This is a genomic window from Nocardiopsis sp. LOL_012 (genome assembly GCF_048060475.1).
Taxonomy (GTDB): Bacteria; Actinomycetota; Actinomycetes; order Streptosporangiales; family Streptosporangiaceae; genus Nocardiopsis.
In genome coordinates, this window is record NZ_JBHMIV010000050.1 from 1 (window position 1) to 24,450 (window position 24,450).

Consider the following 24,450-nt stretch of genomic DNA (forward strand, 5'->3'; position numbering starts at 1 on the left):
TCGCGGGGCTGCACACCTACCATGTGGAGGCGGGGGACCTCGACCTCCTCAACCACAACTGTGGTGATGGCGTATCAATTTATAGAACCCCCAAGGATTCTGCGAAAGATTTTGAATTGGACAATGGTCCTAACGTCGCGAATCATCAAGGTGGAAATCGTATGGTCTATTTTGGTGAGCAAAGTGTGGCGTCTGAATACTTGGGGCGCCGAGGGTTTGCAAATGGAATGATCAGGTATGATATGGATGAGCGTTTTCTGCGCGAATTTTCCGATCGGGCATTTCGTTATGATTGGCAAGGTCCGAAAGGTTCTCCGCGCATCGAATTTGAGATACCTGTTGATAGAATCAGTAGGTTCAATGAACTTACTCGAGGCAGATTCTGGATTCCTGGAGCGAGTTGAGCCATGGTTTCTGTCGGCCAGAGGGTTGAAGTTTTCGTCTCTGGTGTGCGCCCATGGGGCATTGATGTGGTGACGGTCGGAGGTGAAGTCGGATTTATTGATAACCTAAAGATCTCATTTAGTGAAAGTCATGGAAATTTTCCCCGGGAGGGTGATTCGTTCGAGGTAGTCATTCTTGATGATATGCGCACTCCCTTTCGCGCTAGCATGCTTGAGTTGGATTTTCATTGAAATTGACTTACGCGGCAGGTGTTGGGTGTGTGGCGCCTGTGCCAGAACCAATCTCGCTTGTGTTTGGGGTATGGTTAGTGGAGGAGAGTGCTGAAGAGGAAAGTGGCCCATTCGGCGGCGGGGAAGGGGAGCTGTCCGGCGTCGGGGTGCTTGGAGTCGCGGACCGCTGCACCGCAGGGGAGACCGGCTACCTCGACACAGTTCCCTCCCGTGTCAGCGCTGTAGCTGCTCTTCCGGAAGCCGGTGGGGATGTGGGCCACTTCGACGCACTCGGCGCGGTTGCCGCTGTAGCTGGACTTGAAGAAGTTCAGTTCTTCATGTGTGGACATGCTGTTCGTGGGACTCCAGGCTCTGCTGTAGGAATCGGATGCTCTCTGAGGTCCGGAGAGCGGCTGCGTTCAGGTGTGAGAAGTCTGCTACATAACGTTGCACAGATTCGCTCTCCTGGACAAAAAGGATATCTGTTGACGTTTCTGTGTAGACGACGCTGGGGTCGAGCTGGCTGGGGAAGTCCAGCATGACGAATGATCCTGACAGGGCTGCGTGCATCCCAGCGCTGAAGGGGAGGACCTGGACGTCCACGTTGTGATGCATCGCCATGTTGATCAGGTGTTGTAGCTGATCGCGCATGACCTCAGAGTTGCCTGCCAACCGGTGCAGGGCAGCCTCATCGATCACTGCCCACAGGTGCAGGGGGCGGTGCCTGGTCAACACGTGCTGTCGTTGCATGCGTGCATCGACGTTGCGCTGCACCTCCTTGTCGGAGAGGGTCCCAGCTCCCCGGAAGATCGACTCGGCATACTCCGGTGTCTGAAGCAGACCGGGGATGACCTGGCACTGATACATGCGCATCATCGAAGCTTCGACCTCGAAGTCCGGCAGTGCGTTGCCGCCGAACACGTCCTTGTAGCTGGACCACCAACCGCGCTCCTTGGACTCCCGAGAGAGTTCGTGGAGACCTGTCCTGACCTCGTCTGATGCTTCATACAGATCCGCGAGGGCATCGATGTCGCGCGCCTTGATGCGTCGGGCCTCGGCGGATTCGATGTTGCTCAGTGTGGACTGGGGGACGGAAGCCTCCTTGGCGGCTACAGAGAGCTTGAGTCCACGGTCTTCTCGCAGGCGGCGGAGCTCTCGGGCGAGCCTCCGGCGACGCACGGTGGGGCTGATCGGAGGGTTCATGAGGGAAGCCTACTCAGGATTTTCTTGTATATCGAGAAATGACGTTGACAAGTTGTATATCGCAGAGCACTATGGGTATGTAGCCAGTGACCGACAGATCACGGACGGTTCATGTCGGTCAGGCTACGCCTCGCCCGTTCCGCGCATCACGGCAACCGTGAGACTCCTCCAACGGGCACCACGCAACCCCTGTTCACGCCGCTACGCGCAAGGAGTGTGTCCGCCGTGCCTGCAACCGCCCCGACCTCCACCCCACCTCCGGTGCCGGTCCTGGGGGAGGCCACCGTGCCGCTGTCCAGCTTCATCCAGCCCGCCTGCCGCCACTACTTCTCCAGCCGCCCCGAGCGCCCCAACTACCGCATGCGCCGCTACACCTTCGCCGGAACCCCCGCCGTGATGCCGCTGGTGCGGGCCTTCCTCGACACCTGCGCCGCCGAGCGCGACCGCGACTACCGCTACCTGTTCACCCTGCTCGGCAGCGAGCCGGCCAACAACGCCCTCGACCACAGCCTCTCCGGCCGGCCCGGCGGCAGCTACACCCTCCTGGCCCACCGCCACCGCACCGGCCTGCACCTGACCTGCGACGACCGTGGCGGCCTCCACCGGCGCGACTCCCACCTGAAGGCCTCGGCCGACAGCCCGAACCCCGAACCCGGGTCCGGGCGCGGACTGGCCCTGGTCGACGCCCTGTCCACCGACTGGGGCGACAACGGCCCGGCCGACTTCCGCCGCGTCTGGTTCTACCTCGCCTACGACCCCACCGGAAGCCGCTGGAACGCCCCCGCCGACGCCTGACCGAGTTCGAGGTTCGCCCCAGGGCGAACCTCGGCGCGAAAGTTCGTCGTAGGGCGAACCTCGACGGCACGGCGCACCCCGCCTGGACCGCACGGCCCACCCCGCGCCCTCACACCGCTTCCACGTCCACCTTGCGGCCGTCGGGGTCGGTGAGCACGCGGCGGCCCGGCTCCAGGGGCGGGCGGGCCGCGGCGGCGTCCACCGCCAGGCCGAGCCGCAGGGCGCCGGTACGGCGCGTGCCGGTGGCCGGATAGATCTCCAGCACCGAACCGTCGCCCAGCACCGCCGCGTAGTGCCGCGGCCCCTTGCCGTGCCGCTCCTCGGCGAAGTCCAGGCCCAGGGCGGTGTAGAAGGCCCGGCACTCCTCCATGCGCTCGCTGTACAGGACCAGCAGGGTGACGCGCGCGCTCGTCGTCATGGTCGGCTCCCAAGGGGGTCGCGGGTGGTGCGGGACGGTGTCGCGCCGCCTTCTACTCGGCGTCCACGGGCTCGTCGGCGGTGCCCTCGCGGCTGGCGAGCAGGCGGCGCAGCGACGCCACCCGGTCCGGGTCCAGGCGGCCCTTCGCCAGGGCGGCGGCCACCGCGCAGTCCTCCGTGCCCTCCTGGTGGGAGCACTCCGGCGGGCAGTCCAGCGCCACCTCGCCGATGTCGGCGAAGCCCGCCACGATGTCCTCCGGGTCGATGTGGGCCAGCCCGAAGCTGCGCACGCCCGGGGTGTCGATCAGCCAGCCGCCCCCGAACGCCAGCGCCAGGGCCGACGTGGAGGTGTGCCGGCCCCGCCCGGTCACGGCGTTCACGTGGCCCACGGCCCGGTCGGTCCCCGGCACCAGCCGGTTCACCAGGGTGGACTTGCCCACCCCGGAGGAGCCCACGAACACGCTGGTGCGGCCGGTCAGCCGGGCCGCCATCCCGTCCAGGTCGGCGTCGGGGCGCAGCACCTCGTAGGGCACCCCCAGCGGCTCGTACACCCGGACCAGCTCACCGGGGTCGGCCAGGTCGGCCTTGGTCAGGCACAGCAGCGGGTCCAGCCCCGCGTCGTAGGCGGCCACCAGGCAGCGGTCCACGAACCGGGGCTGCGGCGCGGGGTCGGCCAGCGCGCACACGATCGCCATCTGGTCGGCGTTGGCGACGATCACCCGCTCCACGGGGTCGGTGTCGTCGGCGGTGCGGCGCAGCACCGAGGCGCGCTCCCGCACCCGCACCACCCGCGCCAGGGTGTCGGGCCTGCCGGACAGGTCGCCGACCACGTCCACGCGGTCGCCCACCACGATCGAACCGCGGCCCAGCTCGCGGGCCTTCATCGCCACCACCGGCACGCCGTCCACCAGGCACCGGTACCGGCCCCGGTCCACGGCGGTGACCAGCCCCTCGACGGCGTTCTCGTGCTTGGGCCGCGTGCGGGTGCGGGGGCGCGAACCGCCCCGAGCGCGCACGCGGATGTCGTCCTCGTCCAGGTGGCGCCCGCCGCCCCGCGTGCGGCTCATGACAGGACCTCCGACCACAGGCCCGGGAAGTCGGGCAGGGTCTTGCGCGTGGTGGCGATGTTCTCCACCTCCACTCCGGGCACCGCCAGGCCGATGACCGCGCCGGAGGTGGCCATCCGGTGGTCGTCGTAGGAGTGGAACACGCCGCCGTGCAGCGGGCGCGGCCGGATGAGCAGGCCGTCGGGCAGCTCCTCGGCGTCGCCGCCCAGGCGGTTGATCTCGGCGGCCAGCGCCGCGATGCGGTCGGTCTCGTGGCGGCGCAGGTGGGCGATGCCGGTGAGGCGGGAGGGGGAGTCGGCCAGGGCGGCGACGGCGGCGATGGTGGGGGTGAGTTCGCCCACGTCGCGCAGATCGGCGGTGATGCCGTGCACCTTCCCGGTGCCGCGCAGGGTGAGGCCGTCGCCGGAGCGGGAGACCTCGCCGCCCATGCGGGTGAACAGTGAGCGCAGCGCGTCGCCGGGCTGGGTGGTGTGCTCGGGCCAGCCCTCGACGGTCACCTCGCCGCCGCCGACCAGGGCGGCGGCCAGGAACGGCGCGGCGTTGGACAGGTCGGGTTCGACGGTGATCTCGGCGGCCTTGACCGGGCCGGGCTCCACCCGCCAGGAGTTCTCCCCGGTGGTGACGGCCACGCCCGCGTCCCGCAGCATCTGGACGGTCATGTCCAGGTGCGGCTGGGAGGGCACCGGCGGGCCCTGGTGGCGCACGTGCACGCCCTCGGTGAAGCGGGCGCCGCTGAGCAGCAGCGCGGAGACGAACTGGGAGGAGCCGGAGGCGTCCAGCGTGACCTCGCCGCCGCGCACGGCACCGGTGCCGTGGACGGTGGCGGGCAGGGCACCGCGCCCGCCGTCGTCGATGTCGGCGCCCAGGGCGCGCAGGGCGTCCAGCAGCGCGTCCACGGGCCGCTCCCGGGCGCGCGGGTCGCCGTCGAAGTGGACCTCGCCGGAGGCGAGGGCGGCCAGCGGCGGCACGAACCGCATCACGGTGCCCGCGTTGCCGACGTCGATGGAGACGGGGCCGCGCAGCGGCGCGGGGGTGACGGCCAGGTCCTCGCCGGAGGCGGTGACGCGCGTGCCCAGGGCGCGCAGGGCGCCGGCCATCAGCTCGCTGTCGCGGCTGACGAGGGGGCGCCGCACCAGGCACGGCGTCTCCGACAGCGCGGCCAGCACGAGCGCCCGGTTGGTCATGGACTTGGAACCGGGCAGGGACACGCGGGCGCGCACCGGGCGGTCGGCGGTGGGCGCGGCCCAGTGCGGGCCGGGGGCGGCGGTCTCGTGCGGGTCGGGCTGTGGGGACGCGGAGTCAGGCATGGTCCAAGGTTACCGAGCGGCCGGTCCCCGGCGGAGCGCGAAGCGTGCGGCGGTACCCTGGGACGGCCATGGTGTATCTGGATCACGCAGCCACGACCGAGGTCCGCCCCGAGGTCATCGCCGACGTCACGGACGGGTTCGGCGTCCTCGGCAACCCCTCCTCCCTGCACGGGCACGGCCGGGCCGCGCGCCGCACCGTGGAGGAGGCGCGTGAGCGGATCGCCCGGGCGCTGGGCTGCACGCCCCACGAGGTGGTCTTCACCGGGGGCGGTACCGAGGCCGACAACATCGCGATCAAGGGCCTGTACTGGTCGCGCAACCACGAGGACCCCGCGCGGCGCAGAATCCTCGTCAGCGCCGTGGAGCACCACGCGGCCCTGGACCCGGCGCAGTGGATGGCCGACCACCAGGGCGCCGAGTTCGAGGCGCTGCCGGTGGACGCCGCCGGGCGCGTGGGCCCGGACACCCTGCGCGCGGCCGTGGAGCGCGACCCGGCGTCGGTGGCGCTGGTGTGCGTCATGTGGGCCAACAACGAGGTCGGCACCGTCCAGCCGATCGCCGAACTCGCGGCCGTGGCCGCCGAGTACGGCATCCCCTTCCACACCGACGCCGTCCAGGCGGTGGGTGTCGAACCCGTGGACTTCGCCGCCGCCGGGGTGGGCTCGCTGGCGCTGAGCGGGCACAAGATCGGCGGCCCGGTCGGCGTGGGCGCCCTGGTCCTGGCGCGGGGGCTGGCCCCCGTCCCGGTGCTGCACGGCGGCGGCCAGGAGCGCGACATCCGCTCGGGCACCCTGGCCACGCCGCTGCTGCGCGGCCTGGCCACGGCCGTCGAGCTGGCCGTGGCCGAGCGCGAGGAGCACGCCAAGCACCTGTCGGCGCTGCGCGAGGAACTGGAGGAGCGGGTGCGCGCGGCCGTGCCGGACGCCATCGTCAACGGCGACGCCGAGCGGCGGCTGCCGGGGATCTCCCACCTGTCCTTCCCCGGGTGCGAGGGGGACGCGCTGCTCATGCTGCTGGACGCCCACGGCATCTCCTGCTCCACCGGGTCGGCCTGTTCGGCGGGGGTGGCCCAGCCCAGCCACGTGCTGCTGGCCATGGGCGCCGACGCCGACACCGCGCTGAGCAGCCTGCGGCTGTCCCTGGGCCGCACCTCCACGCGGGAGGACGTGGCGGCGCTGGCCGAGCGGATCGGTCCCGCCGTGGAGCGGGCCCGCGCCGCCCGGGCCAAGCGCCGCCGCTGAATCCGCTGCGCTGCCCGGCTAACCGCGCTCGACGGTGACCGACTCCAGCACCACGTCGTCCACGGGCCGGTCCTGGGCGCCGGTCGGTACCTGGGAGATGGCCTCCACGACGGCGTAGGACTCCTCGTCGGCCACCTGGCCGAAGATCGTGTGCATCCCGTTGAGGTGCTCGGTCGTCCCCACCGTGATGAAGAACTGCGAGCCGTTGGTGTCGGGGCCGGAGTTGGCCATCGCGAGCACGCCCGGCTCGGCGAAGTCGTAGTCGGACCCCACCTCGTCCTCGAACCGGTACCCGGGGCCGCCCCGGCCTGTGCCCTCGGGGTCGCCGCCCTGGATCATGAAGCCGTCGATGACGCGGTGGAAGACGGTGCCGTCGTAGAAGGCGGCGTCTCCGGTCTCGGGGTTGGGCACGCCCTCGCCCTCGGCCAGGCCGACGAAGTTGGCGACGGTCAGCGGCGCGGCCTCGGGGAACAGCACGACCTCGATGTCGCCCTCGCTGGTGTGCAGTGTGGCACCGGTCACGTCGGAGACGTCGATGTCGGCGGGGCCGCCCTCCTGTTCGCCGGAACCGCCGGAGCCGTCGGAGCCCGTGTTCTGCGTCTCGTCCTCTCCAGTGGGCTCGGTGTCCCCGGTGTCCCCGGTGCACGCGGTGCTGCCCAGGAGGGCGGTGGTGGCGAGGAGGGCGGCTGCGGAGAGGGCGAAGCGGTGCATGGCGGGTACCTTCGGCTGGGATACGGGGTGATCCGCACAGATTACTGCCGCCTGCCGGATGCCCCTCGCCGGGGTGTCGGGGCCGGTCACGGCGGGTGTGGCCGCCCTCGGGCAGGGGAGAGGGGCCAAGGGGCCCGCAACCTGGGATGATTAGTCATGCCTTGTGTGGACTTATCGCGGATCGCCGGAGCCGCCAGGGCGCTTGACCCGTCACCCTCGGTCGGGAGAAGGTCGTTTCGGATGGGGGCGTGTATCCGAGGGACCCGCCCCGAACGGCGAGGGAGAGGAAACGGGCGTGGACACGGTGCTGCCGTCTGCGATGTGGCTCCCCTTCGGCGCGCGGCTGCTGCGCGCCCGCTCCGACAAGGGGCTCTCACGTGCCGAGCTGGCCAGGACCGTCGGTGTCACCGACGACAAGCTCCGCCAGGTGGAGTACGCCTACTGCCGTCCCGCGCGCACGCTCGTCGAGCGCGTGGACACCGCGCTGGGCACCGACCGCCAACTCCTGGACGCGTGGGCGATCACCCTCCAGGCCGAGGCGTTCCCCAACGAGTTCGGCGACCTGCGGGAGATCGGCCTGCACGCCGCCCGGCTGTGGGAGCACCAGCCCATGGCCGTCCCCACCTTCCTGCGCACCCGCGAGTACTCCCGCGCGATCCTGGGACCCGCCCATCCCGGCCTGGACACCGAACAGGTCGAGTCCCTGGTGGACGAGGAGATGCTGCACCGGGCCGCGATGATCGGCCCCGAAGGACCCGAACTGCGGGTCGTCGTCAACGAACCCGTCCTGACCCGGCCCCAGGGCGGCGCCACCGTCAGCGCCGACCAGCGCGGCTTCCTCGCCGACCTCATCGAGGCGGGCATCGTCACGATGGCCGTCATCCCCGAGGAGACCCCGCACCACCCGGGCCTGGGCGGGGCGTTTCGGCTCATGGAGTTCGAGGACCGGCCCAGCATGGTCTACGCCTTCGCCGCCCGCGACGGCGACCTCACCGCCGATCCCGAACAGGTCGGGCGCTGCGCCATGATCCGCGAGGCCATCGAGGACGCCGCCGTCGAACTCACCCCGGACTCGCGCCTGCTGACGGCGGGTCGCCCCGGGGCGTGACACGCCCTGTGACCGGGCCACCCGCCGAGGGCCTTGGGAGGGCCGTCCCGATGGGCTAGGTTGCGCGCCATGGACATCGCGATCACATCCGGATACGTCGTCCCCGTCGACGGCGACCCCATCGACGGCGGCACCGTCCTCGTCTCCGGCGGCAGGATCACCGCCGTGGGCCGCGATGGCGACATCGCCGTCCCCCAGGGGGCCGAGGTCGTCGACGCCTCCGGGGCGTGGGTGCTGCCCGGCTTCGTCGAGGCGCACGGCCACATCGGCATCGACGAGGAGGGCATCGGCTGGGCCGGTGACGACACCAACGAGATGACCGACCCCAACGGCGCCCGCATGCGCGCCCTGGACGCCATCAACCCCGCCGACCAGGGCTTCACCGACGCACTCTCCGGCGGCGTCACCACCTCCGTCGTCAAACCCGGCTCGGGCAACCCGATCGGCGGCCAGACCGTCGCGATCAAGTGCTGGGGCCGCAGCGTCGACGACCGCCTCCTCAAGCAGCCCGCCAGTGTCAAGAGCGCACTGGGGGAGAACCCCAAACGGGTCTACGGGAACAAGGACCGGCTGCCCTCCACCCGCCAGGGCGTGGCCGCCGTCATCCGCGACGCCTTCACCAAGGCACAGGACTACAGGGCCAAGCGCGACCACGCCGCCGCCCAGGGCGAGCCCTTCGACCGCGACACCACCCTGGAGGTCCTGGTCCGGGTCCTGGACGGCGAACTCCCCTGGTGCCAGCACGTCCACCGCGCCGACGACATGCACACCGCGATGCGCCTGGCCGACGAGTTCGGCTACCGCCTGGTCATCAACCACTGCACCGAGGGCCACCTGCTCGCCGACGAGATCGCCGCCCGCGGCATCCCCGTGATCACCGGGCCGCTCATGATCGGCCGCTCCAAGGTCGAGGTGAGGAACAAGACCCTGGCCAACCCCGGCATCCTCGACCGCGCGGGCGTGAAGGTCGCCCTCACCACCGACCACCCGGTCGTGCCCGTGGAGTTCCTCGTGCACCAGGCCACCCTGTGCGTCAAGGAGGGGATGGACCCCGGTGCGGCGATCCGCGCCATCACCCTCAACCCCGCCGAGATCATGGGGATCGCCGACCGGGTGGGCGCGCTGCGCCCCGGCATGGACGCCGACGTGGTGGTGTGGTCGGGTGACCCCCTCGACGTGATGAGCCGCGCCCTGCGCGTGTTCGTCGGCGGACGCGAGGTCTACACCTACGACGAGGAGCGGCGCGAGGGCCGGGCCCTGGACCCCTACTACCGCGAGGACCGCTCCTGACGGGCTAGGCGAGTTCGCGCAACCCCTCGGCCACGGCCGCCACGCCGCTGCCGGAGGTGTCCAGTACGGCCGTGGCCCGCTCCATCTCCAGCCACTTGCCCAGGTCGGACACCTCGCCGGGGCCTCCCTCCGCCAGGACCAGGGGGGAGGCCGCCGCGACCGCCGCCATCAGCAGCGCCGCGCCCCCGCCCAGGACCGACAGCGGTGTGCCCGGAGCGGCCACCACACCGACCCGCTCCCGGCCGGTCAGCCCCCAGGCCTTCGCGCGTTCGCGGCCCGCCGCCACGAGCTCGGTGCCGGTCCAGGAGCGCCCCGGCCCCTCCAGCGCCGCCGCCTCGGCGTCCAGCGCGTAGGGTGCGAAGTGGTCGCCGTGCGCGCGCACCTCCGTGGTGTAGTCCAGTGCCAGGGGCGGTACCTCCTTGAGCGGCAGCCCGAGCGGGTGCAGCGAGGTCCCCACCACCTCCTCGGCGCCGCTGTCGAGCGCCGCCTCCAGGCGCGCGGCGTCGGCGACCGCGGTCTGCGCGCCGCCGGGGAGGGCCTCGCCCTCCACCGGCACCGCCACGGCCCCCACCGACCAGCACGACAGCAGCCACACCAGGGACTGCCAGTGCAGGGGCAGCGCGATCGCCACCCGGTCACCGGGCTGCGTCCCGAACCCGTCCACCAGCATGTTGGCGGTCTTGGACACCCAGTTGTCCAGGGTCGCGGGGGAGAGCTCCACCCGGTTGCCCGAGGCGTCGTAGGAGGTCACGAACGGTTGTGCGGGGCTCGCGGCGACCAGGTCGCGCCACAGCCGTGCGGGAGTTTCGGACATGGGGCCACTCTAGGAGAGCCATGAAGCGTTTCATCCTGACCGGGGCTCCGGGCTCCGGCAAGACCGTCCTCCTCCGCCAGCTGGAGCTGGACGGCTACGCGGTGGTGGAGGAGGCCGCCACCGACGTCATCGCGCTCGCGCGGGCCCAAGGCAGGCCCGAGCCGTGGGCCGACGCGTCGTTCCCCGGCGAGGTGTGCGCGCTCCAGAGGCGACGCCTGGCCCGCGCCGTCGCCCCCGGCGTGTCGGTGCAGATCCATGACCGCTCCCCGGTGTGTACCTACGCGCTCGCCCGCTACCTGGGACACCCCGTCCCCCCGGAACTGCGCGGTGAACTCCGCAGGATCCGGGACGAGGAGGTGTACGAGCGGCGGGTCCTGTTCGTGGAGAACCTGGGGTTCGTCACGCGGACGGAGGCCCGGCGCGTGAGCCTCGACGAGGCACTGCGTTTCGAACGGGTCCACACCGAGGTCTACCGGGAGCTGGGCTACGACTGTGTCGCCCTCCCCGCCGGTGATCCACGCGAGCGCGCCGACGCCGTCGCGGAGGTCGTCGGGCGTCCGTGAGCCGGGCACGGCACACCTGACCGGCCGGTGTGCGTCGGCTCACCGAAACTGGAAGAGTGGGCGCATGCGCATGCCCGCCGGACGGCTCCTCGCCCGTGTCACCGCGCTCCCCGCCGTCGCCGTCGGCGCGTGGCTCCTGGTGGCCTTCCCCCTCCTGGCCCTCGGCGTGTTCACGCCGCTGGCCGCGGCGATCGTCGGAGTGCCCGCGGTGGTGGCCGCGTGCGCCCTCGTCCCCAGGCTCGTCCCGGACCTGGAGGATGTCCCCTGGTGGCCGGTCGCCCTGGTCCTGCTGATCACGGTCGCCTTCGCCGCCGTGCAGATCGCCTACCACGCCGAGGCGCTCGTCATCCGGCGCGACCCCGCCTCCTACGCCATGTACACGGTGTGGATCGCCGAGAACGGGTCCCTGCCCATCCCGCTCCAGCGCGACCTCATCGCCGGGGACGACCCCTCCCTCAGCTACCAGAGCCTGGCCCAGTACCAGCGCGGCGACGTCATCTGGCCGCAGTTCCTGGCCGGGGCGCCCCTGCTGACCGCGGTCGGCCACTGGCTGGGCGGGCTCGACGGCATGCTCCTGGCCACCCCGGTCCTGGGCGCGCTGGGCGTACTCACCTTCGCCGGGCTGACCGCGCGCCTGGTCGGCGCCCGCTGGGCGCCCCTGGCCGCGCTGGTCCTTGCGGTGTGCCTGCCCCAGCAGTGGGTGAGCCGCTTCACCTACAGCGAGCCCGCCACCCAGATCCTGCTGCTGGGCGGACTGGTTCTGGCCTACGACGCGCTGTCCAGGCGCACCGCCCTCACCGACCGCTGGTCGTCCCGGCACACCCTGGCCGCCGCCGCGGGGCTGGCGCTCGGCCTCGGCCTGGTGGTGCGCATCGACGTCCTGCGCGACCTGCTGCCGGTGGTGGGCTTCGTCGGCCTGCTGCTGCTCGCCCGCAGGGGGCAGGCCCTGCCGCTGTTGGGCGGCCTGGCCGTGGGCACCGGGATGGGGCTGTACGCGGGCTTCGGGCTGTCCGAGCCCTACCTGGACTACCTGTCCGACTCCCTCGACCCCCTGCTGATGATCTCCGGCGGCGTCGTCGCCCTCACCGTCGTGGCCACCGCCGCCCTGTGGCGCCACGGCGTGCCCCGCGTGCACCGCGTCCGGTGGCTGCCCGACCTCATGGCCGTGCTCGTCCTGGTCGCCATGATCGGGTTCGCGCTCCGCCCCGTGTTCTGGCCCGACTACGGCCACGGCAGCGACTTCACCGACCAGTGGGTCGCCGCCGTCCAGCGCTACGAGGGCCTGCCGGTGGAGGGCAGCCGCACCTACTACGACCACACCCTCTACTGGGTGGGCTGGTACGTCGGACTGGGCACCGTCCTGTTCGCCTCGTTCGGGCTGGCGATGGTCGTGCGCCGTATCGTGCAGCGCCGCGCCCCCGAGTGGGTGCTGCCCGTCATGCTGCTGGTGTGGACCGTGGGCACCACCCTGCTGCGCCCCGCCATCACCCCCGACCACCCCTGGGCCAGCCGGCGGCTCATCGCGCTGGTCATCCCCGCCTTCATCCTCTTCGCCGTCTGGTTCGCGGCCCGCCTCACCCGCTACTGCGACACCGCCGTGGAGGGGGCCGGCCCCCTCCAGCGGTCGCTCCCGGCGGTGGCCGCCGCGACCGCCGCGGCGGCGATGCTCGTCCCCACCACCGTGACCTCGGCCAACGGGATCATGGGCTACCGTCAGGACATCGGAACGGTCGAGGCCACACGTAGTCTGTGTGCGCACCTTCCGGACAACGGATCGGTCGTGGTGGTCGATTCGGGGATGGCGGGCAACTATCTGCCGCTGTTCCGGAACGTGTGCGGCCTGCCCACCGCGTCCATGGACGATCCCACGCCCCCGGACGTGGAGCGGGTCGTCGCCGAGATCAACGGCCGGGGACGCGACGCCGTGCTCGCCGCCTCGGACTGGACCCTGATCCAGGACCTGGCGGGGGACGCGGCCGAACCGGTGCGCCCCTTCCACGTGATCGCCGACATGGACCCCAGTACCCTCATGAAGCCCCCCACGGGTTCCTGGACCTTCACCGGGAGCGTGTGGGTGGCGGTCATACCAGCCTGACCCGCACACCGCGTGCGGCCACACCCGGGACGGACACATGGACACAGCCGAGGACAGCGCGGCCCCGTCGGCCGGCGGGCCACCCCCGAGGGTCACCATCGTGCTCCCCTGCTACAACGAGCAGGAGCACGTCGTGGACGAGGTCAAACGGATCTGCGCGGCGATGGACGACTCCGGGTACGGCTACGAACTGCTCGCCGTGGACGACGCCTCCACCGACGACACCCTGGCCCGCCTGCGCGACGCCGAGGCCGTCTACCCGCGCATGCGCATCATCGCCTTCGGCCACAACGGCGGCTCCGGCACGGTCCGCCGCATCGGCAGCCAGCGGGCGCGCGGCGAGTTCGTGGTGTGGACCGACGCCGACATGAGCTACCCCAACGAGCGCATCCCCGAACTCGTGCGGATGCTCGATGAGGACCCCGAGACCGACCAGATCGTGGGGGCGCGCACCCAGGAGATGGGGTCGCACAAGGCGCTGCGCGTCCCCGCCAAGTGGGTCATCCGCAAGATCGCCGAACGCCTCACCGGCACCCGCATCCCCGACCTCAACTCCGGGCTGCGCGTGTTCCGCCGCGACGTCGCCCGCCCCTACCTGCGGCTGCTGCCCCCCGGGTTCTCCTGTGTCACCACCATCACCCTGGCGTTCCTGTCCAACCAGCACCCCGTCCGGTACGTGCCCATCGCCTACGCCAAGCGGGCGGGCAAGTCCAAGTTCCACTTCCTCAAGGACGCCTACCGGTACATCCTCCAGGTGCTGCGCATGGTGATGTACTTCAACCCGCTCAAGGTCCTCATGCCGCCCGCCCTCGTGCTGCTGGGCACCGGCGCGGCCAAGTTCGTCTACGACCAGGTCAACCAGCCCTTCTACGTGCCCAACAACACCGTCATGATCCTCATGACCGGGCTGATCATCGCCGCCATCGCCCTCCTGGCCGACCTCATCGTCCGCTCCAGGGACGGCGCGTGAGCCGCCGCGTCGCCCTGGTGGGGCCCGCCCACCCCTACAAGGGCGGCGGGGCGCGCCACACCACGGAACTGGCGCACCGGCTGCGCGGCCTGGGCCACGACACGGTGATCGAGTCGTGGAGGGCGCAGTACCCCGCCGCGCTGTACCCCGGACGGCAGACCATCGACGCCCCCGAGGGCGAGCCCTACCCCGACACCCGCCACCGCCTGGCCTGGTACCGGCCGGACGGGTGGTGGCGTAGCGGGCGCCGCCTGGCCGCCGAGGCCGACACCGTGGTGCTCACCGTGTTCTCACCCGTGCAGGTCCCCGCCTACCTGGGCCTGCTCGCCGGGGTGCGGTCCGCGCGTGGCGGCACCCGCGTGGTGGCGCTGTGCCACAACGTGCTGCCGCACGAGCGCCGGGCCGTGGACGTGTCGCTGATGCGGGCGCTGCTGCGGCGCGCGGACGGCGTGGTCGCCCACTCCGCCGAACAGGCCCGCCTGGCCGAGGGGCTGCGCGGACCGGGCCGCCCCCGCCCGGTGGTCGCGCACATGCCCCCGCACCTGCCCGAGACCGGCGGCCCCCTGCCCGCCGTCCCCGGCGAGCGGCGCCGCCTGCTGTTCCTGGGCATCGTGCGCCCCTACAAGGGTGTCGACCTGCTGCTGCGGGCCCTGGCCGACGGCGCCCCCGACGACGTGGCGCTCACCGTGGCCGGGGAGTTCTGGGGCGGAACGGAGGAGCTCGCCGCCCTTGCCGGGGAACTGGGGATCGCCGACCGGGTGGACCTGCGCGAGGGCTACGTGCCCGCAGGTGACCTGCCCGCGCTCTTCGCCGGAGCCGACGCCGCCGTCCTGCCCTACCGCACCGCCACCGCCAGCCAGAACGTGTGGCTGGCCCACGAACACGGCGTGCCGGTCATCGCCACCCGCGCGGGCACCCTCGCCGACCACGTGCGCGAGGGCGTCGACGGTCTGCTGTGCGCGCCCGGCGACGCCGACGGCCTCGCGCGTGCCCTGGCGGCGTTCTACGCCCCGGGCGAGCCCGAGCGGCTGCGCGCCGGGGTCCGCCCGGTGGACGCCGGGCCGTACTGGAAGGACTACGCGGACACGCTGCTGGGCGCCTGATGCGGCAGGGTACGGGGTGCCGTGCCGTCGAGGTTCGCCCTACGACGAACCTTCGCGCCGAGGTTCGCCCCAGAACGAACCTCGGCCCCCGGTCAGGCGGCGTCTGGCGCGGGCCGCCCCGCCCTGGACAGCAGGACCGACAGCCCCGCCCACGCCAGGTCGGCCACGGTCATCACCAGCCGGGAGGCCGCCGCCACCACCAGGGCCGCACCCGTGTCCACGACCGGGGCGAGCGCCACCACCAGCACCGCCTCCCGCACCCCCAGGCCGGCGGGCGCGAACACCACCAACAGCCCCAGTGTCCAGGCCAGCGCGTAGGCGCCGACCGCCGGACCGAGCGAGGGCAGGGCGTCACCGCCCACCGCCCGCACCAGCACCCACACGTGCGTGCCCAGCAGCAGCCAGGCAGCCACGGTCCAGGCGACGGCCGCCGCCATCGAGCGCCCCGGCAGGTCGAGCGGACCCGCCCCGGCCACCTCGCGGAAGCGGGCGAAGGGGCGCGCGGCCAACCGGAGGCCCCACCCCGCCACGCGCGGGTGCAGCACGCCCAGCGCCACCGGTGCCAGGGCCAGCGCCCACCACCACCGGCGGGCCGCCTCCGCCGACGCCAGCGGCAGGGCGACCGCGGCCACACACAGGCCGACGGCCACCGTCACCGCCACGGCGAGCACGGTCGCGGTCGCCCCGCGCACCCGGGGCACGTTCCAGTCCCGCGCGAGCTCCACCTGGGCGAGGAACGCCCACACCGAACCGGGCAGGTACTTGCCGAGCTGGCCGACGAACATCACCCGCGCCGCCGCGCCGCGCGGCAGCGGCGAACCCAGCCCGGCCAGCAGCGTGCGCCAGGCCAGCATCTGGCAGACCAGGCCGGCCATACCGGCGGCCACCGACACCGGCAGTGTCCACAGGGGCAGATCGGCGACCGCCTCCCGCGTCTGCTCCCAGTGCGCGTGCACGGCCAGGCCCGCACAGGCCAGGAACAGCAGGAACAGCCCCAGCCGCACCCACGGGCTGCGGCGCAGTCGGCTCAGCACCCGTCCCCTCCTCTTGCCGGTGTCACCCGATGATCCCAGACCGGGCCCGGCTCGCCGCGTCCGGGAACCCGACACCTGTCGCGATGCCCGGGACAGCGCGGCGGCCGCGTCGTAGGGTTCGCCCATGAGTGGTGCGAAGCAAGGCCCCCGCCCGTCACCGACCGTCCCCGCCCCCTCCGCGATGCGCCGCGCCCTGGCCCGCGCACGCGATGGCAAGACCCTCGACCCCGACGAGGCCGAGGTCCTCCTCCACGCCCGCGGCGAGGACCTGGACACCCTCCTCGACCACGCGGGGCGCGTCCGCGACGCCGGGCTGGAGGCTGCCGGACGGCCGGGCACCGTCACCTACAGCCGCAAGGTCTTCGTGCCGCTGACCCGGCTGTGCCGGGACCGGTGCCACTACTGCACGTTCGCGACGGTCCCCGGCCGCCTGGAGTCGCCCTTCCTCTCGCCCGACGAGGTCCTGGAGACCGCCCGGCAGGGGGCCGCCCTGGGCTGCAAGGAGGCCCTGTTCACGCTCGGCGACCGCCCCGAGGACCGGTGGGCGGCCGCCGCCGAGTGGCTGCACGCCCACGGCTACGACGACACCCTCTCCTACGTGCGCGCCATGGCGGTCCTGGTCCTGGAGGAGACCGGCTTGCTGCCGCACCTCAACCCGGGCGTGCTCACCTGGTCCGACCTCCAGCGGCTCAAACCCGTCGCGCCGTCGATGGGCATGATGTTGGAGACCACCTCCACCCGCCTGTTCACCGAACCGGGGCAGGCCCACTACGGCAGCCCGGACAAGGACCCGGCCGTGCGGCTGCGCGTGCTGGAGGACGCGGGCCGCTCCAGCGTGCCGTTCACCACCGGAATGCTGCTGGGGATCGGCGAGAACCACCGCGAGCGCGCCGAGACGGTCTTCGCGATCCGCGCCGCCGCCCGGCGCCACGGCGGCGTCCAGGAGGTCATCGTCCAGAACTTCCGCGCCAAGCCCGGCACGGCGATGATGCACCGCCCCGACGCCGAACGCGAGGAGATGGCCGCCGCCGTGGCCGTCACCCGGCTGGTCATGGGGCCGAGGGCGCACGTCCAGGCACCGCCCAACCTCATCGGCGCCGAGCACGGGGGCGTGGACGAGTACGCGCTCATGCTCCGCGCGGGCATCGACGACTGGGGCGGGGTCTCCCCGCTCACCCCCGACCACGTCAACCCGGAGCGGCCCTGGCCGCAGATCGACGACCTCGCCGCGCGCACCGCCGCGTCCGGGTTCGATCTCAGGGAGCGGCTCACCGTCTACCCGGAGTACGTGCGCGCGGGCGAGCCGTGGCTGGACCCGCGGATCGCCGGGCACGTGGCCGCGCTCGCCGACCCGGAGACCGGGCTGGCAGCCGAGGGCGCGCCCGTGGCGGGCCGCCCCTGGCAGGAGCCGGAGGCCGTGCTGGTCGCCTCGGGCCGCACCGACCTGCACACCGGGATCGACGTGCGGGGGCGCACCGGCGACCGCCGCGGCGACTTCGACTCGGTGTACGGGGACTGGGACACGCTGGCGGACGGAGTGGACCGCGAGGGCGCCGTCCCCCGCAGGTTCGACCCCGACATCGCCGCCGCGCTGCGCAGCGCCGAGGCCGACCCGGCCGGGATCTCCGACGGTGAGGCGCTCGCCCTGCTGCACGCAGACGGCCCCGAACTGGAGGCGCTGGCCGGCCTGGCCGACCGGGTGCGCCGCGACACGGTCGGCGACGAGGTCACCTACGTGGTGACCAGGAACATCAACTTCACCAATGTCTGCTACACCGGCTGCCGGTTCTGCGCCTTCGCCCAGCGCCGCACGGACGCCGACGCCTACACGCTCTCCCTGGAGCAGGTCGCCGACCGCGCCGAGGAGGCGTGGGGGGCCGGGGCCACCGAGGTGTGCATGCAGGGCGGCATCCACCCGGACCTGCCCGGCGACGCCTACTTCGACCTGGCCGCGGCCGTGCGCGAGCGGGTCCCGGAGATGCACGTCCACGCCTTCAGCCCGATGGAGGTGGTCAACGGGGCCTCCCGCAGCGGCCTGCCGGTGCGGGAGTGGCTGGTGCGGGCGCGCGAGGCGGGGCTCGGCTCGCTCCCGGGGACGGCCGCGGAGATCCTCGACGACGAGGTCCGCTGGATCCTCACCAAGGGGAAGCTGCCCGCCGACGCGTGGGTGGAGGTGATCACGGCCGCGCACGACCTGGGGATCCCCACCACGTCCACGATGATGTACGGCCACGTGGACGCGCCCCGCCACTGGGTGGCCCACATCAGGCTGCTGCGCTCGCTCCAGGAGCGGTCGGTGGAGCGCAACGGCCGGCCCGGGTTCACGGAGTTCGTGCCGCTGCCGTTCGTGCACACCAACGCGCCGCTGTACCTGGCGGGGCTGGCGCGGACGGGGCCCACGGTGCGGGAGAACCGGGCGGTGCACGCGCTGGCCCGGCTGCTGCTGCACGGGGCGATCGACAACGTCCAGTGCTCGTGGGTCAAGCTCGCCGAGGACACCTGCCGGGACCTGTTGCGCGGGGGCGTCAACGACGTGGGCGGCACCCTGATGGAGGAGACGATCAGCCGCATGGCGGGGTCGGGGCAGGGGTCCTACAAGACGATCGGCGACATCCGCGCCCTCGTGGAACCGACGGGGCGTCCGCTGCGCCAGCGCACCACGCTCTACGGGCCGGTCCCCGAGGAGCGGCGCCGGGCGGCCGAGGCCAGCGGCGGTGTCGCCGACAGCGTCCGCCGCCGCGCCCTGCCGCTGGTGTGAGCCGGTGCGCCGTTGCCCCGGACAGGAGGGTATGAGCGGAGTATGACGAACAAGCGCGTCACCATCAGCGTCCCGGAGGAGATCGTGGCCAAGGCCCAGCGCGCCGTCGATTCCGGCCAGGCCGGTTCCGTCTCCGCGTACTTCACCGAACTCGCGGAGACGGCCCCTGATTGGGCGGATGCGGAACAGTTGGCCACTGAGATTCTGGAGGAATCGGGTGGAACGACCGCTGAGGACGAGGAGTGGGTCGAAAGCGTGCTCAGCGGGGCGAGGCGCTCCGTAGAGTCCGCTGCATGAATGCGGACGTCGTCGTCTTCGACACGGGAGCACTGATCGCGCTCGAACGTCGGCAGGCCAGGATGTGGAGACTGGTCCAGCGTGTGGTCAGAGAGCACCGCAGGATCATCGTCCCGGCCGGTGTGCTGGCCCAGGCGTGGCGAGACGACACGCGCCAACACGCCATCTCCCGTCTGATCAAGGGGCGCACCACCCTGATCGACCCCCTGAACAAGGAGACGGCCAGGCAGGCGGGTGCCCTCCTGGGCAGGGCCGGAGCCAGCGATGTGGTGGACGGTCACGTCGCGCTTCTTGGGGCCAAGTTCCGTGCACCGGTCCTCACCTCCGACCCCGACGCCATCGGCAAGATCGACCCCGCCCTCACGATCGTGTGTATCTGATCCGAGCGGGCCGCCCGCGGTCCCGGGCACGGCGGCGCCTCCGGTCGCGGAGGAGGGCCGCGTCCGGAGGCGCCGGGTGCGGGCGGGCCGTCGCGCGAGTCGGGGAAGCACGGCGGGCCGCCGGGATGAGGCGGGACCCTGCTCGCGGTCCCGCCCCGGGTCAGCAGGATCCGAGGGTCTCCCAGACGCCCCACCGGCCGGTGGTGCCGGGCTCCTCGCCCCGCGTCCACCACTTGGCGCGGTACTCCGCGCCCTCGTGGGAGACGGTGTCGCCGCCGGTGTAGACGGCGGCCGGCGACCAGGCCGGGAGGGCGCAGTCGGCGGGCGGGCCGGTGGGCTCCTCCGTCGGTTCCCCGGTCGGTTCGCCGGTGGGCTCGTCCGTGGGCGGGTCGGTCGGCTCACCCGGACCGGAGCCCAAGCGGGCGGAGACGGTGTCCGCGAACGCGTAGCCGTTGGTCGCGTCCCAGTTCACCGACCACGTCATGACACCGCCGATCGGGCCGTAGGGGGTGTCGGGGGAGAAGCTCCCACAGTTGGTGCCCGCCTCCAGGCAGTCGAGGGCGGCGACGATCTCGCTCGGCGGCATGTACCCGCCGCCCGCGGCCGAGGGCACGGCGGGCAGCCCCAGGCCGACCTGGCTCGGGGACAGGCCCATCTCCAGCTGGATGCAGGCCAGTGCGGCGACGAAGTCGGGCGTGCCCTGGGCGTAGACCTGGTCGTCGCACCCCAGCATGGTGCCGGAGTTGTAGTACTGCATGTTGACGATGGTGAGGATGTCGCCGATGTTGGACGCCAGTTCGTAGTACGGCGCGGTCTCGTACTGGAAGTCGATGGTCTGCGGCGCCATCGTGATGATCAGGTCCGGTCCGGCGTCGGCGCTGAGGTCGCGCAGGGCCGCTTCCATGTACTGGGCGTTGATGCCGTGTTCGAGGTCGATGTCGATCCCGTCGAACCCGTACTCCAGCATGAGCGCGTGGGCGGTGTCGGCGAAGTTCCGGGCCTGGGCGGCGTTGGCGACGCTCACGTGCCCGAGTTCGCCGCCCACGGAGAGGACCACCTTGCGACCCTCGGCCTGGATCGCGGCGATGTCGGCGCGGAAGCGGTCCTCGGTGTAGCCGTCCAGTTCGCCGACGGCGAGGTCGAACGTGATGCCGCCGTCGAGTGTGGGGTGGTTGTCGGCGAAGGCGACGGCGACGAGGTTGTACTCCGAGGGGATGTCGGCGAGCGTCAGGACGGTCGACCCGTTGTCGAAGTTGTGCCAGTAGCCGGTGAGCCACTGTTCGCTGCGCTCCTCGGCGGCCAGGGCGAACGGCGCGGCGGCCGTCAGCAGGGCGGTGGCGAGGGCGGCGGCTCCGGCGGCCAGGGCGGTCCTGGCGCGGGAAGCCCCTGTCCCGGGGCGGTTTCTCTTGCGGACGAGGCCGAGCATGGGGGGTGCTCCTTTGACGTCGATCGGGGGAGGGGTGGCAGTGAGGCCCCTAATAGTTAAGAAACCTTAAAATTTAAGGCGCCCCGAGTCAACGGAAACAGTAAAGAAAGTTTGCTGTTCTGTCGGGTACCTGGTTCCACACGAACGGCCGACGCGCTGGGGCGCGTCGGCCGTTCGTGTGGAGAGCGCGGGGTCAGCGCACCGCGACGAAGTCCTCCGGGTCCCGGGGCGGCCGGTCCCGGGGCGGCTCCGCCGCGTGGCCCACGGCCACCGCACCCATCGGCTCCCAGTCCTCCGGGACCTCCAGCACCTCGCGCACCACGTCCGGGCAGAACATGGTCGAGGAGATCCACGCCGAACCCAGGCCCTCCATGGCCAGGCCCACCAGCAGGCTCTGCACCCCGGCACCCATCGCCACCAGGAACATCGACCGCTCGGCGCCGGCGCGGCGCGCGTCGGGGTAGGGGTGCGCTCCGTCGGCCACCAGGAACGGCACCACCAGGTACGGGGCGCCGCGCAACACGTCGCCGCGCCTGGTCCTCCGCGCGATCCGCTCCTCGGAGAAGCCGTCGCCGCGCAGGTCGGCCACCCACGCCTGGAGCATGGCCTCCAGCAGCCTCTCGCGCGTGCGGGCCGACTCCACCAGTACGTACCGCCACGGCGTGGTGTGGTGGGGCGCGGGCGCCGTCACCGCGGTGCCCACCGCCCGCCGGACGGCGCCCGGGTCCACCGGTTCGTCGGTGAAGGAACGCACCGTGCGCCGGGCCGGGACCACGTCGCGCGAGCCGTACCGGAACAGGTCGTCGTCGGCGGAGCGCACCAGGGCGGCCGCGCCGGGGCCGTCCTCGGCGGTGACCAGGCGGCCCAGACCGCTGACCACCGCCACCGGGACGCCGTCGGTCTTGCCCTTGACCAGCTCGCCCGCGCCCGCCACCTCGTCGGCCAGCGCGTTCACGGTCGCCACCATGGGCGTACCGTGGCTGTCGGGGGTGCCACGCAGGTCCTGGAGGGGCGGCAGCCCGGCCAGGCCGAGCGCGATGTCGGTCTGACCCACCCGCCAGGGGCGGCCGAAGGTGTCGGAGACCAGCACGGCCACGTTCACCCCCAGCCGTGCCCGCAGCGCCGCCCTCAGGGAGCGGGCCGAGGCGTCGGGGTCCTCCGGCAGCAGGAGCACCGTCCCGGGTTCGACGTTGGAGGCGTCCACCCCGGCCGCCGCCATCACCATGCCGCGGCGGTCCTGAACGATCCTGGTCCGGCCCGCCCGCGCCACCGTCCGGACGGCCTCGGCGTCGACCGCCTCCTCGCGGTCCATCCGGCGGTCGCGCCCCTCGGCCTTGCTGACGACCTTGGAGGTGACGACCAGTACGTCGCCGTCGGCCAAGGGGGTGCCGGAGGCGTCGGCGGCGTTGGCGATCAGGGCGGCCAGGTCGTCGCCGGGGCGCACCTCGGGGATCCCGGCCAGCCCGCGGATCCCGACCGGCGGGGTCATCCCTCGGCCTCCGACAGTTCGACGGCCAGGTCCACCGCGGCGCGGGCGAGCGCCTCGGTCGCGGCGGGGTCGCTCATGTACAGCGGGCGCGAGCGCACCTCGATCCCCGCGGCCTCCGTCCCCGCGTCGGCCTCGTCGACCAGCCACCCGTCCAGCAGGTCCGCCCCCAGGTGCTCGGCGACGGCGCCCGCGTCGGTCTCCACGCCGATGGCGGCCAGGCAGGCGTCGGCCATGCCGCGCACGGGCGCGCCGCCGATGATCGGGGAGACGCCCACCACGGTCTTGGCGGCCATGGCGTCGCGGATACCGGGCACGCCCAGGACGGAGCCGACGCTGACCACCGGGTTGGACGGCGGCAGGATCACGGCGTCCGCTTCGGCGATGGCCTTGAGCACGCCGGGGGCGGGGGTGGACGACTCCGCGCCCACGGAGACGATCTGCCGCGCGGGCAGGGCGGCCCGGTGCCGGATCCACCACTCCTGGAAGTGGATGGCGCGGGGACCCTCGCCCTCGTCGACCACCACGTGCGTCTCGACCTGGTCGTCGGTCATGGGGATCAGGCGCACGCCCGGCTTCCAGCGGTCACACAGCGCTTCGGTGACGGCGGAGAGGGGATATCCTGCGGCGAGCATCTGCGCTCGAACGATATGGGTGGCGGTGTCCCGGTCGCCCAGACCGAACCAGGTGGGCCGCATCCCGTAGGCGGCGAGTTCCTCCTTGACGGTGAAGGACTCGTCGGCTCTGCCCCAGCCCCGTTCCTCGTCGATGCCCCCGCCCAGGGTGTACATCACCGTGTCCAGGTCCGGGCAGATCCTGAGTCCGAACAGGGTGATGTCGTCGCCGGTGTTGCCGATGACGGTGACGGTGCTCTCAGTGCTGTGCTCTCCGGTGGTCGGGGCGCCGGTTCCGAGGGCGGCCCTGAGGCCGCGCAGGAAGCGTGCTCCGCCGATACCTCCGGCCGGTACGACTATCCGCATGCGTCCAAGTCTGGCAGGCTGGGGGCATGTATGCGTCGTGTGCCCCGCTGATGGGCGGTCCCGGTACCACGTGACCGGATCCGCGTCTGAGAGTCTGAGAACTCCAGGGCCGTGACCACCGTCCCACCAGTGGGCCGCCGTCCGACACCTCCCTGTTCGTCCGGGGCGCAACCGATGCACCAGACAGCCTGACCATATGCCAAGCTTCCCCCGACGCGACGGCGAGGAAGCAGCGGAGGGGAACCTCTCTTGAACAACGAAACACTCGAACGCCTGCGCCCGCTGGGGGTCTGGGTTCTGCTCGGTGCCGCGGGCGCTTCCCAACTCGCGGGGCTGATCCGCCTGATCGTCGGGATGAGCGACGGCAGCTTCTCCGGCGGGGTGGCCAGCGCGAGCGGCCACTTCTTCGGCCTGTGGACGACGGCCCTGATCGCGGGCGCGGTCGCGCTGGCGCTGAGCAGTGAGCGCACCCGGTCCGCGGTCCGGCCCGTGGTGATCACCGCCATGGTCATGGCGGGCATCGGCCTCGTCTTCGCCGCGATCCACCTGATCACCGGGTTCATCGGCGTCTATAACCCCGCGTACGGTTTCGCGAACCTCTTCTCGACCCTGGCGAGCGGTGCCGTGCTGGGCGTGGTCGGGTTCGGGCTGCTCAAGGTCTTCAAGGACCCGGCGCTGGTGCCGCAGGCGCCCGCGCAGCCCCAGTACAACCAGGGCTTCCCGCAGGCGACCGGCCAGCAGCAGGCCTATGCCTACGACCCTCAGCAGGCCTACCAGCAGCAGGTCTACGG

At 72.2% G+C, this 24,450-nt stretch carries 24 protein-coding genes and 1 pseudogene; 14 read left to right on the forward strand and 11 right to left on the reverse strand.

Annotated features, from left to right (window positions below; genetic code table 11):
• Both ACFHWE_RS22285 and ACFHWE_RS22290 read left to right on the forward strand, forming a co-directional pair.
• A partial coding sequence (locus ACFHWE_RS22285; RefSeq protein ID WP_416603822.1) for a hypothetical protein occupies nucleotides 1-404 on the forward strand: 404 nt, incomplete at its 5' end.
• A gap of 3 nt (nucleotides 405-407) precedes the next feature.
• Nucleotides 408-635 carry a hypothetical protein gene (locus ACFHWE_RS22290; protein WP_416603823.1) on the forward strand — a complete coding sequence of 76 codons (228 nt, stop codon included), beginning with the start codon at nucleotides 408-410 and terminating at the stop codon, nucleotides 633-635.
• 74 nt (nucleotides 636-709) lie between these two features.
• On the opposite strand, the gene ACFHWE_RS22295 is transcribed toward ACFHWE_RS22290, so the two are convergent.
• Both ACFHWE_RS22295 and ACFHWE_RS22300 read right to left on the reverse strand, forming a co-directional pair.
• Nucleotides 710-964 carry a DUF397 domain-containing protein gene (locus ACFHWE_RS22295; protein WP_416603824.1) on the reverse strand — a complete coding sequence of 85 codons (255 nt, stop codon included), beginning with the start codon at nucleotides 962-964 and terminating at the stop codon, nucleotides 710-712.
• On the reverse strand, nucleotides 951-1,817 hold the full coding sequence (locus ACFHWE_RS22300) for a helix-turn-helix domain-containing protein (RefSeq protein WP_416603825.1): 867 nt from the start codon (nucleotides 1,815-1,817) through the stop codon (nucleotides 951-953). The genes ACFHWE_RS22295 and ACFHWE_RS22300 overlap by 14 nt, the downstream gene beginning before the upstream one ends.
• 225 nt (nucleotides 1,818-2,042) lie before the next feature.
• On the opposite strand from ACFHWE_RS22300, the gene ACFHWE_RS22305 reads away from it, so the two are divergent.
• Nucleotides 2,043-2,612, forward strand: coding sequence for an ATP-binding protein (locus tag ACFHWE_RS22305; RefSeq protein WP_416603826.1), 570 nt, complete (start codon nucleotides 2,043-2,045; stop codon nucleotides 2,610-2,612).
• A 109-nt stretch (nucleotides 2,613-2,721) separates the two neighbouring features.
• Here ACFHWE_RS22305 and ACFHWE_RS22310 read toward each other — a convergent pair whose 3' ends face one another.
• Genes ACFHWE_RS22310 through aroA form a run of 3 tightly spaced genes read right to left on the reverse strand, consistent with a single transcriptional unit; the run spans nucleotide 2,722 to nucleotide 5,403 of the window.
• Complete coding sequence (locus ACFHWE_RS22310) at nucleotides 2,722-3,030, reverse strand: VOC family protein (protein ID WP_416603827.1); 309 nt, start codon at nucleotides 3,028-3,030, stop codon at nucleotides 2,722-2,724.
• Nucleotides 3,031-3,082: 52 nt separating this feature from the next.
• Entirely contained in the window at nucleotides 3,083-4,096 is a 1,014-nt protein-coding gene (gene rsgA, locus ACFHWE_RS22315) for a ribosome small subunit-dependent GTPase A (protein WP_416603828.1), read from the reverse strand.
• Nucleotides 4,093-5,403, reverse strand: coding sequence for a 3-phosphoshikimate 1-carboxyvinyltransferase (aroA, locus tag ACFHWE_RS22320; protein WP_416603829.1), 1,311 nt, complete (start codon nucleotides 5,401-5,403; stop codon nucleotides 4,093-4,095). Before aroA ends, rsgA begins: the two co-directional genes overlap by 4 nt.
• 68 nt (nucleotides 5,404-5,471) lie before the next feature.
• Here aroA and ACFHWE_RS22325 point away from each other — a divergent pair, with 68 nt between their 5' ends.
• A complete protein-coding gene (locus ACFHWE_RS22325; RefSeq protein ID WP_416603830.1) occupies nucleotides 5,472-6,644 on the forward strand; it encodes a cysteine desulfurase family protein in 1,173 nt (390 codons plus the stop codon).
• A gap of 18 nt (nucleotides 6,645-6,662) precedes the next feature.
• On the opposite strand, the gene ACFHWE_RS22330 is transcribed toward ACFHWE_RS22325, so the two are convergent.
• Nucleotides 6,663-7,355, reverse strand: a complete 693-nt coding sequence (locus tag ACFHWE_RS22330) for a peptidylprolyl isomerase (protein ID WP_416603831.1) — start codon at nucleotides 7,353-7,355, stop codon at nucleotides 6,663-6,665.
• Between the two features lie 295 nt (nucleotides 7,356-7,650).
• On the opposite strand from ACFHWE_RS22330, the gene ACFHWE_RS22335 reads away from it, so the two are divergent.
• Both ACFHWE_RS22335 and ACFHWE_RS22340 read left to right on the forward strand, forming a co-directional pair.
• Nucleotides 7,651-8,463: a helix-turn-helix domain-containing protein gene (locus ACFHWE_RS22335; protein ID WP_416603832.1), complete on the forward strand. Its 813-nt coding sequence runs from the start codon at nucleotides 7,651-7,653 to the stop codon at nucleotides 8,461-8,463.
• A 69-nt stretch (nucleotides 8,464-8,532) separates the two neighbouring features.
• Nucleotides 8,533-9,753, forward strand: a complete 1,221-nt coding sequence (locus tag ACFHWE_RS22340) for an amidohydrolase (RefSeq protein ID WP_416603833.1) — start codon at nucleotides 8,533-8,535, stop codon at nucleotides 9,751-9,753.
• Between the two features lie 4 nt (nucleotides 9,754-9,757).
• On the opposite strand, the gene ACFHWE_RS22345 is transcribed toward ACFHWE_RS22340, so the two are convergent.
• Nucleotides 9,758-10,567 carry a TIGR03089 family protein gene (locus ACFHWE_RS22345; RefSeq protein WP_416603834.1) on the reverse strand — a complete coding sequence of 270 codons (810 nt, stop codon included), beginning with the start codon at nucleotides 10,565-10,567 and terminating at the stop codon, nucleotides 9,758-9,760.
• Nucleotides 10,568-10,587: 20 nt separating this feature from the next.
• Between ACFHWE_RS22345 and ACFHWE_RS22350 the strand changes: the two genes are divergently transcribed.
• From ACFHWE_RS22350 to ACFHWE_RS22365, 4 genes are all read left to right on the forward strand, one after another.
• Complete coding sequence (locus tag ACFHWE_RS22350; RefSeq protein WP_416603835.1) at nucleotides 10,588-11,130, forward strand: AAA family ATPase; 543 nt, start codon at nucleotides 10,588-10,590, stop codon at nucleotides 11,128-11,130.
• A gap of 64 nt (nucleotides 11,131-11,194) precedes the next feature.
• Nucleotides 11,195-13,225, forward strand: a complete 2,031-nt coding sequence (locus tag ACFHWE_RS22355; protein WP_416603836.1) for a hypothetical protein — start codon at nucleotides 11,195-11,197, stop codon at nucleotides 13,223-13,225.
• A 37-nt stretch (nucleotides 13,226-13,262) separates the two neighbouring features.
• Nucleotides 13,263-14,195, forward strand: a complete 933-nt coding sequence (locus tag ACFHWE_RS22360) for a glycosyltransferase family 2 protein (RefSeq protein WP_416603837.1) — start codon at nucleotides 13,263-13,265, stop codon at nucleotides 14,193-14,195.
• On the forward strand, nucleotides 14,192-15,298 hold the full coding sequence (locus ACFHWE_RS22365; RefSeq protein ID WP_416603838.1) for a glycosyltransferase family 4 protein: 1,107 nt from the start codon (nucleotides 14,192-14,194) through the stop codon (nucleotides 15,296-15,298). The genes ACFHWE_RS22360 and ACFHWE_RS22365 overlap by 4 nt, the downstream gene beginning before the upstream one ends.
• 92 nt (nucleotides 15,299-15,390) lie before the next feature.
• Here the strand turns inward: ACFHWE_RS22365 and ACFHWE_RS22370 are convergent, their stop codons facing one another.
• A complete protein-coding gene (locus ACFHWE_RS22370; protein WP_416603839.1) occupies nucleotides 15,391-16,332 on the reverse strand; it encodes a lysylphosphatidylglycerol synthase domain-containing protein in 942 nt (313 codons plus the stop codon).
• A gap of 124 nt (nucleotides 16,333-16,456) precedes the next feature.
• On the opposite strand from ACFHWE_RS22370, the gene ACFHWE_RS22375 reads away from it, so the two are divergent.
• The 3 genes from ACFHWE_RS22375 to ACFHWE_RS22385 are packed head-to-tail and all read left to right on the forward strand — an operon-like array spanning nucleotide 16,457 to nucleotide 19,767.
• Nucleotides 16,457-19,090 carry a bifunctional FO biosynthesis protein CofGH gene (locus tag ACFHWE_RS22375; RefSeq protein WP_416603840.1) on the forward strand — a complete coding sequence of 878 codons (2,634 nt, stop codon included), beginning with the start codon at nucleotides 16,457-16,459 and terminating at the stop codon, nucleotides 19,088-19,090.
• Nucleotides 19,091-19,132: 42 nt separating this feature from the next.
• On the forward strand, nucleotides 19,133-19,387 hold the full coding sequence (locus ACFHWE_RS22380) for a hypothetical protein (RefSeq protein WP_416603841.1): 255 nt from the start codon (nucleotides 19,133-19,135) through the stop codon (nucleotides 19,385-19,387).
• The gene (locus tag ACFHWE_RS22385) at nucleotides 19,384-19,767 is read left to right on the forward strand and encodes a hypothetical protein (protein WP_416603842.1); all 384 of its coding nucleotides are present in this window, start codon (nucleotides 19,384-19,386) and stop codon (nucleotides 19,765-19,767) included. Before ACFHWE_RS22380 ends, ACFHWE_RS22385 begins: the two co-directional genes overlap by 4 nt.
• A gap of 160 nt (nucleotides 19,768-19,927) precedes the next feature.
• On the opposite strand, the gene ACFHWE_RS22390 is transcribed toward ACFHWE_RS22385, so the two are convergent.
• From ACFHWE_RS22390 to cofD, 3 genes are all read right to left on the reverse strand, one after another.
• Nucleotides 19,928-21,193 (reverse strand): glycosyl hydrolase family 18 protein, encoded by a 1,266-nt coding sequence (locus tag ACFHWE_RS22390; RefSeq protein WP_416603843.1) that lies wholly within the window; start codon nucleotides 21,191-21,193, stop codon nucleotides 19,928-19,930.
• Nucleotides 21,194-21,386: 193 nt separating this feature from the next.
• Entirely contained in the window at nucleotides 21,387-22,682 is a 1,296-nt protein-coding gene (locus ACFHWE_RS22395) for a coenzyme F420-0:L-glutamate ligase (protein ID WP_416603844.1), read from the reverse strand.
• Complete coding sequence (gene cofD, locus ACFHWE_RS22400) at nucleotides 22,679-23,659, reverse strand: 2-phospho-L-lactate transferase (protein ID WP_416603845.1); 981 nt, start codon at nucleotides 23,657-23,659, stop codon at nucleotides 22,679-22,681. Before cofD ends, ACFHWE_RS22395 begins: the two co-directional genes overlap by 4 nt.
• 249 nt (nucleotides 23,660-23,908) lie before the next feature.
• Here cofD and ACFHWE_RS22405 point away from each other — a divergent pair.
• Nucleotides 23,909-24,450, forward strand: a pseudogene (locus ACFHWE_RS22405) (hypothetical protein); the annotation flags it as partial.